The sequence below is a fragment of the bacterium genome (genome assembly GCA_016716565.1).
Classification (GTDB): Bacteria; Bacteroidota; Ignavibacteria; order Ignavibacteriales; family Ignavibacteriaceae; genus IGN2.
In genome coordinates this window covers 240,739-258,371 of sequence record JADJWC010000003.1, presented here as the reverse complement: position 1 = coordinate 258,371, position 17,633 = coordinate 240,739, and the positions used below count along the sequence as shown (strand labels likewise).

Annotated in this window: 13 protein-coding genes and 2 pseudogenes; 3 read left to right on the top strand and 12 right to left on the bottom strand. The window is 36.9% G+C overall.

Features of this window, described 5'->3' with window-relative positions; translation table 11 throughout:
* Positions 1–65 precede the first annotated feature (65 nt).
* The 3 genes from IPM14_13300 to IPM14_13290 are packed head-to-tail and all read right to left on the bottom strand — an operon-like array spanning position 66 to position 3,097.
* On the bottom strand, positions 66–1,226 hold the full coding sequence (locus IPM14_13300) for an FtsX-like permease family protein (protein ID MBK9099069.1): 1,161 nt from the start codon (positions 1,224–1,226) through the stop codon (positions 66–68).
* Between the two features lie 5 nt (positions 1,227–1,231).
* Positions 1,232–1,903 (bottom strand): ABC transporter ATP-binding protein, encoded by a 672-nt coding sequence (locus IPM14_13295; GenBank protein ID MBK9099068.1) that lies wholly within the window; start codon positions 1,901–1,903, stop codon positions 1,232–1,234.
* Between the two features lie 21 nt (positions 1,904–1,924).
* Positions 1,925–3,097 carry an efflux RND transporter periplasmic adaptor subunit gene (locus IPM14_13290; GenBank protein ID MBK9099067.1) on the bottom strand — a complete coding sequence of 391 codons (1,173 nt, stop codon included), beginning with the start codon at positions 3,095–3,097 and terminating at the stop codon, positions 1,925–1,927.
* A gap of 483 nt (positions 3,098–3,580) precedes the next feature.
* Between IPM14_13290 and IPM14_13285 the strand changes: the two are divergent.
* A pseudogene (locus tag IPM14_13285) lies at positions 3,581–5,179 on the top strand (sodium-dependent transporter).
* 108 nt (positions 5,180–5,287) lie between these two features.
* Here the strand turns inward: IPM14_13285 and acs are convergent.
* The 4 genes and pseudogenes from acs to bshB1 all read right to left on the bottom strand — a co-directional run bounded on the left by acs (position 5,288) and on the right by bshB1 (position 10,134).
* Positions 5,288–7,176 (bottom strand): annotated as a pseudogene (gene acs / locus IPM14_13280) (acetate--CoA ligase).
* 107 nt (positions 7,177–7,283) lie between these two features.
* A complete protein-coding gene (locus IPM14_13275) occupies positions 7,284–7,730 on the bottom strand; it encodes a heme-binding domain-containing protein (GenBank protein ID MBK9099066.1) in 447 nt (148 codons plus the stop codon).
* A 47-nt stretch (positions 7,731–7,777) separates the two neighbouring features.
* Complete coding sequence (locus tag IPM14_13270) at positions 7,778–9,376, bottom strand: phosphoenolpyruvate carboxykinase (protein MBK9099065.1); 1,599 nt, start codon at positions 9,374–9,376, stop codon at positions 7,778–7,780.
* A 44-nt stretch (positions 9,377–9,420) separates the two neighbouring features.
* Positions 9,421–10,134: a bacillithiol biosynthesis deacetylase BshB1 gene (bshB1, locus tag IPM14_13265; protein MBK9099064.1), complete on the bottom strand. Its 714-nt coding sequence runs from the start codon at positions 10,132–10,134 to the stop codon at positions 9,421–9,423.
* A gap of 225 nt (positions 10,135–10,359) precedes the next feature.
* On the opposite strand from bshB1, the gene IPM14_13260 reads away from it, so the two are divergent.
* Complete coding sequence (locus IPM14_13260) at positions 10,360–11,913, top strand: T9SS type A sorting domain-containing protein (GenBank protein ID MBK9099063.1); 1,554 nt, start codon at positions 10,360–10,362, stop codon at positions 11,911–11,913.
* A gap of 289 nt (positions 11,914–12,202) precedes the next feature.
* Positions 12,203–12,847, top strand: a complete 645-nt coding sequence (locus IPM14_13255) for a T9SS type A sorting domain-containing protein (GenBank protein MBK9099062.1) — start codon at positions 12,203–12,205, stop codon at positions 12,845–12,847.
* A gap of 35 nt (positions 12,848–12,882) precedes the next feature.
* On the opposite strand, the gene IPM14_13250 is transcribed toward IPM14_13255, so the two are convergent.
* The 5 genes from IPM14_13250 to IPM14_13230 form a co-directional block, all read right to left on the bottom strand.
* On the bottom strand, positions 12,883–13,131 hold the full coding sequence (locus IPM14_13250) for a hypothetical protein (GenBank protein ID MBK9099061.1): 249 nt from the start codon (positions 13,129–13,131) through the stop codon (positions 12,883–12,885).
* An 82-nt stretch (positions 13,132–13,213) separates the two neighbouring features.
* The gene (locus IPM14_13245) at positions 13,214–14,875 is read right to left on the bottom strand and encodes an FAD-dependent oxidoreductase (protein ID MBK9099060.1); all 1,662 of its coding nucleotides are present in this window, start codon (positions 14,873–14,875) and stop codon (positions 13,214–13,216) included.
* A 12-nt stretch (positions 14,876–14,887) separates the two neighbouring features.
* Complete coding sequence (locus tag IPM14_13240) at positions 14,888–16,294, bottom strand: GHKL domain-containing protein (GenBank protein MBK9099059.1); 1,407 nt, start codon at positions 16,292–16,294, stop codon at positions 14,888–14,890.
* 421 nt (positions 16,295–16,715) lie between these two features.
* Positions 16,716–17,255, bottom strand: a complete 540-nt coding sequence (locus tag IPM14_13235) for an SRPBCC domain-containing protein (GenBank protein MBK9099058.1) — start codon at positions 17,253–17,255, stop codon at positions 16,716–16,718.
* Positions 17,256–17,274: 19 nt separating this feature from the next.
* Entirely contained in the window at positions 17,275–17,604 is a 330-nt protein-coding gene (locus IPM14_13230; GenBank protein MBK9099057.1) for a DHCW motif cupin fold protein, read from the bottom strand.
* Between the last annotated feature and the right edge of the window lie 29 nt (positions 17,605–17,633).

The following is a 17,633-nucleotide window of genomic DNA, read 5'->3' as shown; positions in this document are numbered from 1 at the left end:
TTCCATTGAATTCAATTGTGGTACAAGATAATATTTCTTTATCGCGAAAATGCGAAATAAATTACTCATCCAATAAACCTTAATCCATCAACAATGCTTGTCCTCAATGCTTTCATAATCGGAAAGATTGATGCAGCGATTCCGATTAAAATAGCCGATGACACAGCGAAAATTAAAGTGATCGGTTCAAGTTCAAATACCGGGAACATACCTTTAGGAATTGCCTGACTTACTCCTTCAACAATTGGAAATGAAAGAAACAATCCTAATCCTCCGCCAATTGCAGCGATGAAAAGAGATTCTCCTAAAATTAATCCAATCATATGTTTTGCTGAGAACCCGATAGTTTTAAATACAGCATATTCTCTTGTTCTTTCTCTTGCAGACATAATCATCGTGTTGCCGAGAACAAGCATAATTATTCCGATGATGACAAATGAAATTACATTTATGGATGTTAAAATTGCACTCGATGCGGCAACGAAACCCTGCTGAAATGCTCTTTCAGATTCAGTTTTGGTTTCTGCACGAGAATTTTTAAACAACGCATCAATCTGTTCTGAAATCAAAGCTGATTTATCCGGATCATTTATTTTTACCACGTACCATCCAACTTCATTATCTCTTCCTGTATCCCATTCCTTCATTCGTTCATTTAAATAATCCCAGTGGAAAAGCATTTGAGTAGCATCTGTAGTTTTATCTCTTGGTTTATAAATGCCTCGAATCACAAATTGCCAGTCACCCGGATAAATATCACCTTCGATTGTCATTAAATCACCCACTTTTAAATTGTACTGCTTTGCAATACCCTCGCCAATGATACAACTGTTTCTTTCTTTTAGAAAAGTCTGATATTCTTGATCGCTAATCAGAAATTCAGGGTATACATCAAAGATAGTTTCGGCGTCAACTGCAAGTCGTGCAAAGAATTGATTCTTATCAATGTAAACTCCACCGAACCAGTTTGCGAAGGTGACTACATCCACTCCGGGAATTTTCGAAATCTGATCCCTGTAGGCAAGCGGAAGCGGAAAGATAAACGAAACAGCCTGCCGTGTAACAAGTCGATTAGCTGCGGAGGCTTCGACACCTGCATTCCATGCTGTCACAACGGTGCGTAATAATCCAAATGCAAAAACTGCAATTGAAATTCCAAGTATGGTAAGAATAGTTCTTAACTTATGCCTGAGTGAATTTTTAATTATTAACTTTAATATTCTCATGATTCTTAAACAAAATCTCCTTTTTCAAGATGCTTAATTATATGAGCTCTTTCGGCAGCGTGCGGATCGTGAGTTACCATTACAATCGTTTTCTTAAATTCTTTATTAAGTCTTTCCATTAATGTTAAAATTTCTTCAGCTGATACTCTATCAAGATCACCGGTAGGTTCATCGGCAACAATGATCATAGGATCAGTTACAATTGCTCTTGCTATTGCAACTCTTTGTTCCTGACCACCTGAAAGTTGTTTTGGATAATGCTTTATGCGATCTCCAAGTCCTACAACTCCAAGAGCAAATTCAACGCGTTTTTTCCTTTCAACTTTTGATAGATTTGTCAGCAAGAGTGGGAGTTCAACATTTTCGAAAGCTGTCAGTACAGGAATAAGATTATAGAATTGAAAAATAAAACCTACATTATCCGATCTCCATTTTGCAAGTGCGGATTCACCAAAACTTGAAATCTCTTTTTCAGCTATAATAACTTTACCAGCAGTTGGTTTATCTATTCCACCAATAAGGTTAAGCAAAGTAGTTTTGCCGGAACCTGATGGACCCATCAATGCGAGAAATTCACCTTCCGGCACTTCCATATTCACATTATTGAGTACAGGAATTTTAAGACTATCTCGCTGATAAAATTTTGAAATATTGATTAGCTTAATTAATGATGACATTTAAACTCCAAATGAATTTCTTTATAAAACTTTTACCTGAATACCATCTCTAATTTTTTCACTCAGGTTATCAATTATCTTATCACCTTCACTCAAACCTGAAGTTACCTCAACATAACTTCCAAAGAGACGACCAGTAGTTATTTCCTTTTGAACTGCTGCATCATCAACTATGACATAAACTATCTTCTGGCCACCCACATCTTCTACTGCTGACAATGGTGCAGTTAAAACAGGAGTCATATCTACTTCTTCGCTTTTTTCAGATAAGAAAGATACTTTTGCGCTCATTTCAGGAAGAACATTGCTGTCATAACTTTTAAAAGCAACTTTAACTAAAACAGTAGCTTTCGATCTGTCTGCCGTGGGAACAATTTTAAAAACATAGCCTTGATAACTTTTACCGGGATTGGAATCAAGAGTAATTTCGCAATCAATATCCTGTTTTATCTTTTCGATATTTGATTCTGAAACATCTGCTTCAACCATTAAAGAATTCATATCAGCAATTGTAACAACAGCTGCACGTGAAGTAGTGCTTGCACCGAACGGTGCAACAATTTCACCAACCTCCGCATTCTTTGTTAGAACTGTTCCATCAAAAGGTGCACGGATTATCATGTTTTCCAGCGCAACTTCTGCAGCTCTGATTCTTGCCTCGGCAATATCAATATTCGCAAGTAAAGATTTATAAGCTGTTTCAGCCTGGTCTAAAGTCTGCTGCGAAGATAATCCCCTGCTAAATAATTCTTTTTCACGATTGTAATTATTTTGGATTTCGTTCAGCTGTGCCTGAAAAAGTTGAAGGCTTGATTTTGCTTCATCCAACTGAGCAACAATGTCTCTATCATCCAGTCTTGCAATTATCTGACCTTTCTTAACCTTGTCACCTTCTACAACTCCAAGATAAACTAAAACTCCAGTTCCTTTTGAACTAACAGAAGCTTCCCTCTGAGCCACTATATATCCGCTCGCAGTTAATACAGCACTTGATCTTCCCGGAGTCTGTTTTATTACAGATGTAAGTTTAACTTCTATTTCATTGGTTGATAAACTTCCAAATATGAGATAAGCAACCGTCAGAATGACAATTAATATAACTGCATAAATTATCCATTTCAATTTGGGTTTATTATCTTCATCGCCTGATCTATCTATTTTTAAAGAAGACAAATCTACTGTCTTCGTTTCCATTTTCTATTCCGTAATTAATGTTATGAGTGTCTAAAAATTTGAAGGGAAATATATTGAATTACATGTCATGAGCAAATAAAATAATGGTTATTTATTTAATGATGTGATAAATGGCAACCCGACAATCGGCATAATATTCATCTTTAACCCACCAGGAATAGACTAGTATTTAATTATTAAATTCAAAGAAACCAATCCTTAAAAAAAATATATCTAAAAGGTTTGGTGATATTAATATTCAGGTTTGATTTCCAGACCTTATCCAAATAGCTTTTTTTGCTAAAAGTACACAAGCACCACAGATAAACAGAACAAATTGTTTTATTCACGAAGGAAAGATTTATTACTCTCTGAAGAAAAAAAATTCAAATTTTATTTGTAATAAATCTCAAAGAATTTATTTTTCGATACACTGTTAATTTTTTGGAGTGAATTATCAAATCTAAAGAAGCCTGGGGATCTCGTATTGGTTTAGTTCTTGCTATGGCAGGCAATGCCGTTGGACTCAGGTAACTTCCTTCGCTTTCCTGCTCAGGCAGCACAAAACGGCGGCGGTGCATTTATCATTCCCTATCTAATTTCATTCCTTTTAATGGGTATTCCACTATTATATATTGAATGGGCGATTGGAAGAAATGGTGGAAAATACGGCCATCACTCGACACCCGGTATGTTCGATGTTATGGGAAAATCGAGATTTATTAAATACATCGGCGTTTTCGGATTATTTACGAACCTTGGTATAGCTGCATACTACTGTTACATAGAATCCTGGACTTTATCATATGTTTTCCATTCCATAACCGGAACATTCTGGGATATCAAGCCTACTGAATTCTTCCCAAAGTATTTAGGACTTCATGAGGATTCCATTTTTGCCATTCCTACTGAAGCTGTCTTCTGGTTTTATTAACACTCACTTTAAATACATGGATTTTATCAAAAGGACTTGCCAAAGGAATTGAGGTTGCTGCAAAAATCGGAATGCCGCTGCTGTTATTATTTGGAGTTGTTTTAGTTATAAAAGGATTGACTCTGGATACAAGCGGTCCTGGTGTAATTGAAAGTCCGCTTGTTGGATTAAATTTTGTCTGGGAACCAAATTTTACTGGTTTAACAAATCCAACTACCTGGCTTGCAGCAGCAGGACAAATTTTCTTTACTCTTTCGGTAGGAATGGGATGTATTCACAGCTATGCATCTTATGTCAAAGAAAAACAAGACATTGCACTAAACGCTTCATCTGCAGGATGGATGAATGAATTTGTCGAAGTTATTCTTGGCGGTTCTCTGTTAATTCCGATCGCAACAGCATATCTTGGATTACAAGCAGTTCAAGCTGCAACAATGGGCGGAAGCGGATTCGGTTTAGGATTCTTAACTCTTCCAACATTATTTAATAATTGGGGATGGTTTGCACCAATTGCAGGGGCAATGTGGTTTGGATTGTTATTCTTTGCAGGAATAACTTCATCTTTGGCTATGGGCCAACCCATTGTTGCATTTTTTAAAGATGATTTGAAATTTACACATAACAGAAGTGCAATAAATTTCGGACTGTGTACTCTACTGCTAGGATTTGTTTGTGTTTGGTTGTACCCCGGTGGATCTTTTGATGAATTTGATTTTTGGACAGGAACATTTTCACTTGTGGTGTTCGCACTGCTGGAAACAATAATCTTTGCTTATGTTTTTGGAATTGATAAAGGGTGGAATGAAATTACAACTGGTGCTGATATGGCCGTACCGAGAATTTTCAAAATATTTATTAAATACATCACTCCATTATTTATTATAGTAATTTTTATCGGTTCTGTAATTAAACCAAGCACTGATTGGATAAGTGCGATCTCGAGTTTATTCAGCGGTAACGGCTGGCCATTTGCATCTGACAGCGTAATAGGTGTTATATTTCATCTCGGAGTTGATAAATATGTCTGGTTCGAGAATGGTGAACCAACAAGAGAATTTGTGAAAGATGCAACAAGATTATTATTATTAGGCGTATTTGCTACTTTTGGATATCTCGTTCACAAAGCCTGGGTTATGAAAAGAAAAGAAAACGGAGAAATTATCAAATGAGTTTTTCTGCAATCCTGATGATGATATTAGCCTGGTCTGTAATAATTTTTTTTACAGTAAGATTCTTCATCAAAGTACTTAAGACACCTCAGAAAGAAGATTAATTTACTATTCTTCAAGAGTTGAAAGATTTCCGGGATCAATTCCAAGCGCACGAGCTTTTAGAACCCTTCGCATAATTTTTCCGCTTCTGGTTTTGGGTAAAGAATCCACTATTTCAATATGTTCGGGTTTGGCAATTGGTCCAACTTCGTGACCAACGTGTTGTCTCAGCTCTTCAATTAGTTTATCACTCTTTTGATAACCAGTTTTCAAAATGACGAATGTGTGGATCGCATTTCCTTTTACTTCGTGCGGAAGACCTATTGCAGCTGCTTCTGCAACAGCTTGATGACTAACCAGTGCACTCTCAATTTCAGCGGTTCCTAATCGATAACCGGAAACTTTAATCACATCATCAACTCTGCCGATAATCCAATAATATCCATCTTCATCTCTACGAGCCGAATCACCTGTCATATATACTCCTGGAAATCTCGTCCAATACTGTTGAACATACCTGTCCGGATCATTCCATATCGTTCTTAGCATCGATGGCCACGGAGTTTTAATAACAAGAAAACCTTCTTCGTTATCCTTCACCGGTTTTCCTTCTTCATCAACAATATCCATTTTTAATCCGGGAAATGGTTTTGTGCCTGAACCAGGTTTTAAAGGAGTACAGGGCATCGGAGTAATCATGAACATTCCTGTTTCTGTTTGCCACCAGGTATCCATCACAGGACAACGTTCACCTCCGATCACTTTAAATACCATCTCCACGCTTCGGGATTGATGGGTTCACCTACACTTCCCAGCAATCTTAATGAAGATAAATTATGACGTTTCACCCAGGCATCACCGAATCTCATAAAACCTCTAATCGCAGTTGGTGCTGTGTAGAGAATATTTATTCCATACTTTTCAATCATTCCCCACCAACGGCTTGGATATGGATAAGTTGGAGCACCTTCGTACATAAATGATGTCGCACCATTTAAGAATGGTCCATATACGATATAACTGTGTCCGGTAACCCAGCCGGGGTCTGCGGCACACCAGAAACGATCTTCTTCATGAATATCAAAAACATATTTTAAAGTCGTGTAAGTACCAACCATATAGCCGCCGTGTGTGTGCATTATTGCTTTTGGTTTTCCGGTCGTTCCTGAAGTGTATAGCAGATATAATGGGTCTTCAGCATCCATTATTTCTATATCACAGGAATTTCCAGCAATCGGCAACGACATTAGATCGTGATACCACATATCTCTTCCGAATTCCATATTGACTTCGTGTCCGGTTCTTTTTACAACTAAAACACTTTCGACAGTTGCTGCTCTTTGAAGCGCTTCGTCAGCTATCTTTTTTAGCTCGACAATTTTTCCTCTTTGATATGCACCATCTGCTACAATTAAAACTTTTGACTGGCTGTCTTCCAATCTTTCGTGAAGAGCTTCAACTGAAAATCCACCGTACACAACAGAGTGAATTGCACCGATTCGTGCACAGGCAAGCATCGCTGTTACAATTTCGGGAATTCTTCCCATATAAATTGTAACCCTATCACCTTTCTTTACACCAAGACTTCTTAAAACATTTGCAAAGCGGCATGTTTCTCTTCTTAAAGCAAAGTATGATAGTGAACGGAATTCTCCGTTCTCACCTTCCCAAATCAATGCAACTTTATTTCGTCGGTAAGTTTCGCAATGAACATCAAGGCAGTTATAAGCAATATTAGTTTTTCCATTAACAAACCATTTGTAGAAAGGCTTCTTTGAATCGTCAAGAACTTTGTCCCACTTTTTAAACCAATGAAGTTCGCTGGCTTCTTTTTCCCAAAAGCCTAAATAATCTTTTTCGGCAGATTCATAAAGCTGCTGGCACTTAGCATGTGCATTTTTTACAATCTCCTCTGAAGGATAGAAGACTTCACCGGAAAGTTTTTTTTCTGCCATCTCAAATTTCCTTTGCTTGTGGGAAAAACATGTTTTTCAATTTATATGAAGTTAAAACTTATAAATAATATTCTCAAGGATTAATCAGTTATTTCATGTTAGCAAATTTATTTTTTATATCGAAGCGATCCGTCATGGTTACTGCCTGAATTAACCCAATCTTCGATCAACTTAATGCGATAATCGTCCAGTTTTGCATTCGGATGAGTGAAAGTATAACTGGAAAGCGGCATATTTTCTTTCTGAATTTCTTCGACAATTTCTTCCAGAATTTTTCCTTTCTTATCCGCATTATATTTATCCCATTCGGAAAAGTTGAGATGTTCCCTTCCTTCTTTAACATCGCCTGCAACCAGAAATGATACAGGTGCGATTTTGGAATACCATGGCCAAACCGTTTCGTTTGAATGACAATCATAACAAGATGTTCTTAATATGCCAGCGATATTTTCCGGTGCATTAATATCCATGCTTACGGGAGGGTTAGTTCTTTCGACCGGAATAAATTGAATTCCTAAAAGTATTACACCCAAGCCAATTAATATTTTTTTCAGCATAAAATTCCTTACAATTTTATTTTACGATAATAATTTACTGTCAATTATTTGTTTGGTCCTGCTGCGACTATCTCTTTTTCTGTTTCAGCTTCGTAATCTTTAAAATTATTCACGAACATAGTAGCCAGCTTATTCGCCATTTCGTCGTAGGCTTTTTTATCCTTCCAGGTATTCCTTGGATTTAAGACTTCAGAAGGTACTCCATCACAAGATTTAGGAATTTGCAATTTGAAGATCGGATCTGTTTCGAATTCAACTTTATCCAGCTTTCCATCTAGTGCTGCGTTTAACATCGCACGTGTGTACTGAATTTTCATTCTGCTTCCTGTTCCGTACGGCCCACCTGTCCAGCCAGTGTTCACAAGCCAGCATTTTACTTTATGCTTTCTGATTTTCTCTCCAAGCATTTTCGCATACACAGTCGGATGCCAGACCATAAACGGTGCACCAAAACAAGTACTAAATGTTGCTTTTGGTTCGGTCACACCTTTTTCTGTTCCTGCAACTTTTGCAGTGTACCCGGAAATGAAATGATACATTGCCTGTTCAGTTGTAAGTTTTGAGATTGGAGGAAGAACACCGAATGCATCAGCAGTGAGCATAACAATATTTTCAGGATGACCCGCTTTACCGTCTTCAACAATATTTTTTATGTGCGTTAGAGGATAAGCAGCGCGGGTATTTTCAGTGAACGTATCGTCGTTCAAATCTATTCTTCTCGTTTGTGCATCAATCTGAACATTTTCAAGAATGGTACCGAATCTTCTGGTTGTGTCATAAATTTCTGGTTCCGCTTCTTCTGAAAGACGAATAACTTTTGCATAGCAACCACCTTCGTAATTAAATACTCCGTTTTCACTCCAGCCATGTTCATCATCGCCGATTAATCTTCTATTCGGATCTGCAGATAAAGTGGTTTTCCCGGTTCCGGATAATCCAAAAAATAATGCAACATCATCACGCTCTCCAAGATTTGCCGAACAGTGCATTGACATTACGTTTTGCATCGGCATTAAATAATTAAGAATTGTAAAGATGGATTTTTTAATTTCACCGGCATAGCTTGTTCCGCCAATAAGTACAATTTTCTTTTGAAAATTAATAACAATAAAGACTTCCGAATTTGTGTTATCAAACTGGGGGAAAGCATGGAAATTCGGCATTTGTATAACTGTGAATTGAGGAATGTGTTTTTCAAGTTCTGAAGGATCGTTGTATCGTCTAAACATATTTCTTGCAAAAAGATTGTGCCACGCTGCTTCAGTAATAACTCTGATTGGGAGCCGGTATTTTTCATCTGCGCAAACGTAACAGTCCTCGACATACAAATCTTTTCCCTGTATGTAAGCCATCATCTTGGCAAACAGGCGATTGAAATCCTCTTCAGTCATTGATTTGTTTACCTTGCCCCACCAAATATTATTTTCGCTGGTTGATTCTTTAACAATAAACTTATCATTCGGACTTCTGCCTGTATGATATCCTGTTCTTACTACGATAGGCCCAAGGTGTGCAAGCAGCCCTTCTCTTCTTCTTACGACTTGCTCATATAAAGCAGGCGTACCGTAATTATAAAATACTTCACGAATATTTCTAATACCTTGTGATTCAAGCTCTTTTATTACTTTATCTTTAAGAATCATCTTTACTCCTTAGTTTACTTGGTTATGCAATTATTAAATATTCATTAGAGCAAATCCGAAAAATCGTACTCGATATTCTCTTCACAATAAAACGGCTCGCCATATTTTTTTCTTATTTGAAATCCATAAAACTCTGCTCTTGCTTTAACATAGTCGAGGAATTCAGGTTTGCTGATAAATGTATCATCTCTTTTGATAGAAGGATTATGAAATTGGCTTTTAAACTCATTGACTGATTTCATTTTCTGTTCAAAATGTTCTGATATATCTACAATAAATGTCGGCTGGAAAAGATATGTCTGCATGTAATAGAAGATTTTCTTTGGTCTGTATTGAAGCTGAGGTTTACCTGCAACTACTGTTTTGAATTTTTCCAGACCGGAACTAAATACAGCCCTTTTAATCAAATGACTTGCATCAATGTGATCAGGATGACGATCATTGAAGTAGGGTGCAAAAACTATTTTTGGTTTGTACTTCCGTATCGATGTAACAACTTTCTTCAAATTTTCCTGAGAGATGGAAATATTACCGTCTTTGATTCCAATGTTCTCGCGAATTTTAAGTTTTAGCACCTGTGAAGCAGCAGCTGTTTCTTTTGCACGTGTTATCACATTACCTCTTGTACTAAGTTCAGCTTTTGTTAAATCAGCAACACCAACTTTCAATCCCTTTGAAGTAAATTTCGAAATTGTACCTCCCATCGATAACTCAGCATCATCGGGATGAGCAGCAAATACCAGAATATCTAAATTCATCGCTTAACTTTTTTCCTTAATACTTAATAATGATATGATTGAATCCAAATATACTTTTACTGTTTAAACACTCAAAGAAATATCCTCAACATCGGTTGTGAGTGTATAATTAGTTTTTATCAATAACATTTTTCGCTATTAAGAAATATTTGTTTTTTATCAACTAATGCTTAATTTCGGGCAATTCTTTTCTAGACAAACCATTTTTTAATAATCGGAGTAATAATGAAATACCTTGTAACCGCGATTTTTTTATTTTCTGTTTTCTTTTCTGTGATTAATGCTCAGCCAGCTTACCAGTGGGTTTTAAAGAGATCAGGAGGCAGTCTTGGCGGACCAATAGATTATAATAAATTCAACCCTGATATAGTTTATTATGGCTCGGGATCTACTATATATAAAAGCACAGATCGTGGTGAAACTTTTTTTGTTACTGGTACTAGTATTCCTGGTTCTTCTGAAATTAAATCAATTCTTCTTGATGATAATAACCCTGGAACATTCCTGGTTGCAATTGAGTCCTCTCCTGATAAGATTATGAAAACAACGGATGACGGACAGACATGGACAATCTCTCTTAACAATGCTACATTTTCCTATTTCGGAATTCCGATGACAGAAGATCCATCTCATCCGGACACAATCTATACAATGAATGGAGTTAATTTTTTAAGATCACCGGATTTTGGGACTAACTGGTTTATACTTTCCTCTAGCACGGGTTCAAATTCAGCCCCGTGCGATATTGAAGTATTTCCTGATACAAGCATAATTTTAATTGGTGATAATGGAACAGGAATTTTCAGAAGTACGGATTACGGACTAACCTGGCAGCAGAAGTATTTTACCAGCGGAGAAATTCCAACGATAGCTATTGACTTCACGAATCCCGGTATTGCGTGGGCAACTAAGTGGGGCGGCGGCGGTGGTTTCTTGAAGTCAACTGATTACGGAAACACCTGGATTGCACAAAATACATTTACAGGAAACAATATGTGGGGTGTTCACGTTCAGCCTACAGATGGAAACGTTGTAATAGCTGGTTGCTACTCCTGCGGAACTTCCTGGAGAACCAAAAATGGCGGACAAACATGGACACAAATATCTATTGGCGGATCAAATTATCAGTATGTTGTTGCTGATTCAATGACCCAATTTGCAGCTCAGAGCAATGGATTCTATAAATTGGAATCGCAGTTCTTTGTACCTGTCGAACTTGCTTCATTCACAGCAGAATTATCCGGAAATGATGCCATTCTTAAATGGACCACTGCATCCGAACTTAATAACCAGGGATTTGAAATTGAGCACAGCATCGATAACCAAAATTTCAGCAAAATTGGATTTGTGCCGGGATTCGGAACAACAACGGAAATGAAATCATATTCTTTCAGAGTTTCGGACATAAGTTCAGGCATTCAATATTACCGATTAAAACAAATTGATTTTGATGGAACATCAACAACTTATAATTCTGTTGAAGTCGCAGGCCCGATGCCTAATAACTTTGTGCTTCATCAGAATCATCCGAATCCATTCAATCCTTCAACTACAATTTCATTTTCATTACCGGTTGAAGCAAACGTAACAATAAAACTTTTCAACATGCTCGGACAAGAAGTTGCAAAAGTTACAGAGAGAAGTTTCCAGGCTGGAAATCACAATATTGATTTCAATGCCGAGAACTTAACTACTGGAGCATACATTTATACTCTTGAAGCATCGGGGGTAAATGGTGCAAGCTTTAAATCAACAAAGAAAATGTTATTGCTACGTTAAAGTTTCAATTGATGCAGTTTTATTTTTTAGCTATTATGAAGTCCCGGTTTTCGGGACTTTTTTATTCAGGAGATAAACAATGAGAATTAATTTTTTACTCGCATTAGCTTTTATTTCTTTCATCGGTTATGCAAATATTGATTACCTGCACGGTATCGTTGGAATGACTTTAAGAGACGGCGGAATTGGTTGTATCTGTCATAACTTTTCACCAGACAATTCTGTTACAGTATGGATTGAAGGTCCCGACAGCGTTATCAGAAATTCTACTCAACAGTATAAAATATTCATGACAGGAGGACCAGCAGTAGCGGCCGGGTTCAATATTGCAAGCTACAGCGGCATACTTGATTCAGCAGATACGCTAACTCAGCCTCTGTTTGGCGAGCTTACTCATAATTTCCCAAATCAATTTATAAATGACACAGTATCCTGGAATTTTTTATATATCGCTCCGGATAGTATTATAATTGACACTATTTATTCCGTTGGTAACAGCGTTAATTACGATAGCATTCCAAGCGCATTTGATAAATGGAATTTTGGAGAGAATTTTGCCATACATGTTATTGATAATCCCGTAAATGTGCCTGAAGAAATATCCACTCCCAAGAATTTTATTCTGAATCAGAATTACCCAAATCCATTTAATCCGACGACGATCATAAAATTTCGGATCTCGGATTTCGGATTTGTCTCGTTAAAAATTTACGATGTGCTGGGTAATGAAGTGGCTACTCTTGTTGATGAATATAAATCTGCCGGAAACTATGAGGTCGAGTTTAATGTAGGGACAAGTCAGGGCTTGTCCTTACCAAGCGGTGTTTACTTCTATCAATTAAGGATTCAAGTCCCTGTCCAAGAGGATTCCTATGCAGGAATAAATTCAGGACAAGAAATTATTCAAACAAAAAAGATGGTACTGCTAAAGTAATTTAGCTTTTAATGCTTATTTGTACAATAAGCAAACTACCAATGCTTGACTTTTTCCGGATCGAATTGAACCAAACCTATTGCTTTACCTTTTTTGCGGATCATTGTTGGAATTGAAAGAAGTGCTTCATCCGCATTATTAGCTTCTATCATTGCATATCCTGTATGGTCACCTGATTTACAGCCCCACCAGAAATGAGTGAGATAACCTATTGCCAGAGTTTGCTTTACTACAGTGTTGCATTCCTCATGAGTGTGCGGAGATATAATCATGAATTTTTGCATTGTTGAACCTCCTGTTTTTTAATTGTTAATTTAATTTCTTTTTTGTTCTCAGTAGAAAAATTGAATTGAAATAAATTTTGATTTACATCGATTCAAGATATTTACGAATAAACCGAATAGCCATTGCTCCCTCACCTACTGCAGATGATATTCCTGTTAAAGCCGTCGATCTCACGTCTCCACATGCAAAAATCCCGGGAACATTCGATTCAGGAAGAAATGGTTTCCTTTCCAATTTCCAAAACGTATTAAATGATTTTTCCTCCATTAGTTCGTTACCGGTAATGATATATCCTTTTGGATCTTTCAAAATGAAATTGTTCATCCACATTGTTCCAGGTTTTGCACCGATATAAATAAACAGAGCTTTTGCAGGGACAGTTTTTTCTGTACCTGTGTCAATATCTTTGAGAGTAATTTTTTGCAGAATGTTTTCACCATCAACTGAAACCACTTCAGTACGCGTGTGAACATTGATGTTTGGTGTTTTGTTTATGTTTTCAATCAGATAGTTTGCAGCCGTCTTTGTAATTGAATCACGCCTGATAACAATATTCACTTCCTTTGCAAATTTACAGATGTGCATTGCTGCCTGGCAGGCTGAGTTTCCGCCTCCAACGATATAAACGATCTCATCTTTACATGCGTGTGCTTCCACAGATGCCGAACCATAATACACACCTGCTCCCGTAAATTTTTCTAATCCAGGAATTTCAAGTTTTGTGTATTCTACTCCGGTTGCAATAAGTACAGATTTACTGTGAATCTCAGTGCCATCAGTCATTTCAGTAATTTTGTATCCGTCCTGAACACGGATGTTTTTTACTGCCTTTGGTGTAAGGATTTCAGTTCCGAATCGAAGTGTTTGAGCCATAGCTCTTCGTGTAAGTTCAGCTCCTGATAAACCTTTGGGAAATCCAAGATAGTTTTCGATACGTGCACTGCTGCTTGCCTGCCCACCCGGATTACTTTTCTCGACCAGAATAGTTTTCAATCCCTCACAGGAACCATAAACTGAAGCAGCTAATCCCGCTGGTCCCCCACCGATGATTAGTACATCATACATTTTCTGAGTCGCTGTCTGCTGAAGTCCAATTTTTTGTGCCAGTTCTGGTAAGGTAGGATCGACAATCCAGCTGCCATCTTTCAATATCACTAGCGGTAATGAGTCTGTCTTTACGTTCGTGCTAATAAGATACTTCTCGGCTTCCGAATCATTCTCGGCATCCATCCAGATATATGGAATTAAATTACCGGAAAGAAATTCTTTGAGACGATGTGACTTAGGTGACCACTGAAACCCAACAATACGGATGCCTTCGTGATCAGGTTTGTATTGTGCCTGCCAGTCATCCAGTAAATCGTCCACAACCGGATATAGTTTTTCTTCAGGGGGATTCCAAGGTTTCAATAAATAATAATCTAGCTTCAAATTATTTATTGCACTGATGGCAACATCGATATCAGAATATGCTGTTAGTAATACTAGTTTTGCTTCCGGATAAATTTCCTTTGACATTCCAAGAAATGTTACGCCATCAATTTCAGGCATACGCTGATCCGAAATGAATAATGCTACAGTTTCATTCTTTAGCTTTAGTTCTTTGATAAGCTCGATTGCTTCCTTTGCTGAATCAGATGCACTAATTCTGTATTCGTTTTGATATTTTTTACGAACATCACGCTGAATTGCCCTTAGAACCTGCTCATCGTCATCAACTATAATTATAAATGGTAATTTCATTTAGATATAAACTTATTGTTGTGAAATTGGAATACAAACATCAAACTCGGTTCTGCCGGGTTTTGAGAATACTTTTATCTCACCGTTATGACGTTTTATGATTCTTTGAACTAAGTCAAGACCGATACCTGTTCCCTCACCAACTTTTTTTGTAGTGAAAAAAGGATCAAATATTCTTGATTGGATTTCAGATGGAATACCGGAACCATTATCAATAATTTTTACATTAACATTTTTATTATCACAATTCGTCTCAATCACTAGCTCACCATTTTTTTCCATCGCATAAATTGCATTGTCAATCAGGTTTGTCCAAACCTGATTTAACTCACCCACATATGCTGGTAATAAAACCAGATCGTTACAGAAAGTTTTTTTAACTGAAATACTTTTATCCCGAAGCTTGTATCCTAAAAGCGTGAGTGTATTTTCAATATCCCTGTGAATGTCAGTTGGCTGCATTTCATTTATTTTATCCATATGAACGTGACTTTTAATTGCACCAACGAGATTTGAAATACGTGTGGAAGCTTCAGCCAGGTCATTAATAATTTTTTGAGATGTAAGCAGATTTTCAATCCATAATAATATTTGCAGTAGTTCCTCCTTTGGGAGATTATTTGCAAGATCCTCAAGTTCTTTACCAGTAAAGCCAGCATCTGTAAACGTATCAACAACATCCTGATCTGTCGGAAGACCTTTTTCTTCAAGCCAATGCATTAATTCATCTTCTTTGTTCATTCTTTGCACTGCACTTAATTTTTGTTTCGGTTCACATTCTTTTAATTGTATTTTATCCCGCAGATATTTTATGTGATCAGCATTAATACCCTGTCTGATCATTTTTTCCGTTAGCTCAATATTCAGGAATAATCTGTTAGCTAAATCATAAGATATCCTGTTAATTGCAGAAGCTGGATTATTCAGTTCGTGTGCAATGCCTGCAGAAAGTTTACCAAGAGCACTTACTTTTTCAAGCTGCATCTGTGTTGTAGCAAACGAACGTGCACGCTCCGTCATGTAGCCAATTAGTTGCTGAATAAAATCCGGATTGAGCTGCTCAAGTTGATGAAAATATTTTTTGTGCATTCTTATTCCACGTAATCTGCCCGAAGCAATAGAATTACCTGGAGATATTTTTAATCTTGAGTATGGTAATAAACCTGTAACTCCACCGGAAGCATTGTCATTAGTAAAAGAATGATAGAACACTAATTTATCGTTTACGTTCATGTAGAAATCTACCCGGCCTTCAATAATAAAATACATCCATTCCACAGGGTCCCCTGTTTTTGCAATAATCTCATTATCTTCATATTCGACAACTTCTGAGTGATCTAAAATCCATGTCAGATGTTGAACAGGAAGGTTACTCAGTGCGAACACTTTTTTTAATTCTTCAATTGTTACATGTTGCATAATTCAATTAATGTGGTGAAGACAAAACCAATATATGGTTGCTGAATTATAATTATCCATTAAAATTAATATTTGCTGATTAGTTAGCATTAAGATTGTTAAAAAAATAATTACAAGTCAAGAGTCGGATTGGATTATTTGATAGCCGGTAAAAAATCTTCAATAAAAAGTGTATTTGATCAATTGGTTGATTTGATTTACTTCAGAATGAATGATGAAAATATTTAACGAGCAAAAGCTATGATTGTATGGTCAAGGTACTTCAGTCATCACCGTTATCATATCATCGCTTAAAAGAATCCCTTTAAAAAATATTTAAACATCTTCATTATGTGTATCGACACTTGATTGCTAATTTTTCGGTTTTGAATGAACGATTCTTCACAAAGCAGACTCACTGAATTAAATATAAATCGTCTTTCTATTTTTCTAAATGTTTGCCGGACTTAATATACGGCTCAAGCTGCTCGAATATGAAATGTTCCCAGACCTTTTCAACAATTGAAGGAATACCGTCAGCAACTTCTCCTGCAGCGTGCACCGAGACTTTAAACAGAGTTGAATCAGTTCCAACTGGTTCGAACTGATAAGTTGTTACTACCTGAATTGCCTGACCCGATAAGCCAAGCGGCCCATCGAAACGCAGCAGCTTTCCCCTGTCAGCATAAATTATTCTTGCGTGGAGAACACCGTTGCCTTCATCATCAAAAATTTCCCAGAAACCACCGCCGGGAACAGGCTCAATAAAAAACTCTTTTGGATGTTCCGACATTGAATGATCCCACCAGCCGCTGATGTCGCCGGTAACCGCATCGAATATAACTTCCGGTGTCCCGCGAAGAGTTACTTCTTTATCGAATGAGAAAACATCATACTTTGCTTTGGTTTGGTTTTCATTCTGGCCGTAAATTGATACTCCAACTATTGCATGACAAAGAATAAAATAAATAATTGATTTCATTCTAACCTCCTTTAAATAATTAATCAACTATAAATAATTTTACACCGGTTTTTGTTGAAGACCGGTGCGGCAAATCGTTATCAGCTACCTGGTAACTCATTCCGGATTTTAGTGTGTGCTTTTTTCCATCTTTAGTTTCCGTACTGAGTTCACCTTCCAGGCAGAGAAGTATATGACCTTTGGAGCACCAGTGGTCTGCATAATATCCTGGTGAATATTCAACAATTCGAACTCTTATATTGTCAAAATTCTGTGTTCTCCAGAATGAAGTTCCTGTTTCACCTTTATGTTCTATTTTTTCAATTCCTTCCCAATTCGTAATTCCAAAAGGAATATTTTTCATTTCCATTTCATTTGTCTCCGACTATTTTACTTCAT

Bases quoted from the DNA above. Each gene is read 5' to 3' on its own strand.
- IPM14_13255 (MBK9099062.1), top strand. From the start codon at position 12,203: ATGACAGGAGGACCAGCAGTAGCGGCCGGGTTCAATATTGCAAGCTAC.
- IPM14_13230 (MBK9099057.1), bottom strand. From the start codon at position 17,604: ATGGAAATGAAAAATATTCCTTTTGGAATTACGAATTGGGAAGGAATT.
- IPM14_13295 (MBK9099068.1), bottom strand. From the start codon at position 1,903: ATGTCATCATTAATTAAGCTAATCAATATTTCAAAATTTTATCAGCGA.
- IPM14_13250 (MBK9099061.1), bottom strand. From the start codon at position 13,131: ATGCAAAAATTCATGATTATATCTCCGCACACTCATGAGGAATGCAAC.
- IPM14_13245 (MBK9099060.1), bottom strand. From the start codon at position 14,875: ATGAAATTACCATTTATAATTATAGTTGATGACGATGAGCAGGTTCTA.
- IPM14_13300 (MBK9099069.1), bottom strand. From the start codon at position 1,226: ATGAGAATATTAAAGTTAATAATTAAAAATTCACTCAGGCATAAGTTA.
- IPM14_13290 (MBK9099067.1), bottom strand. From the start codon at position 3,097: ATGGAAACGAAGACAGTAGATTTGTCTTCTTTAAAAATAGATAGATCA.
- IPM14_13260 (MBK9099063.1), top strand. From the start codon at position 10,360: ATGAAATACCTTGTAACCGCGATTTTTTTATTTTCTGTTTTCTTTTCT.
- bshB1 (MBK9099064.1), bottom strand. From the start codon at position 10,134: ATGAATTTAGATATTCTGGTATTTGCTGCTCATCCCGATGATGCTGAG.
- IPM14_13270 (MBK9099065.1), bottom strand. From the start codon at position 9,376: ATGATTCTTAAAGATAAAGTAATAAAAGAGCTTGAATCACAAGGTATT.
- IPM14_13235 (MBK9099058.1), bottom strand. From the start codon at position 17,255: ATGAAATCAATTATTTATTTTATTCTTTGTCATGCAATAGTTGGAGTA.
- IPM14_13240 (MBK9099059.1), bottom strand. From the start codon at position 16,294: ATGCAACATGTAACAATTGAAGAATTAAAAAAAGTGTTCGCACTGAGT.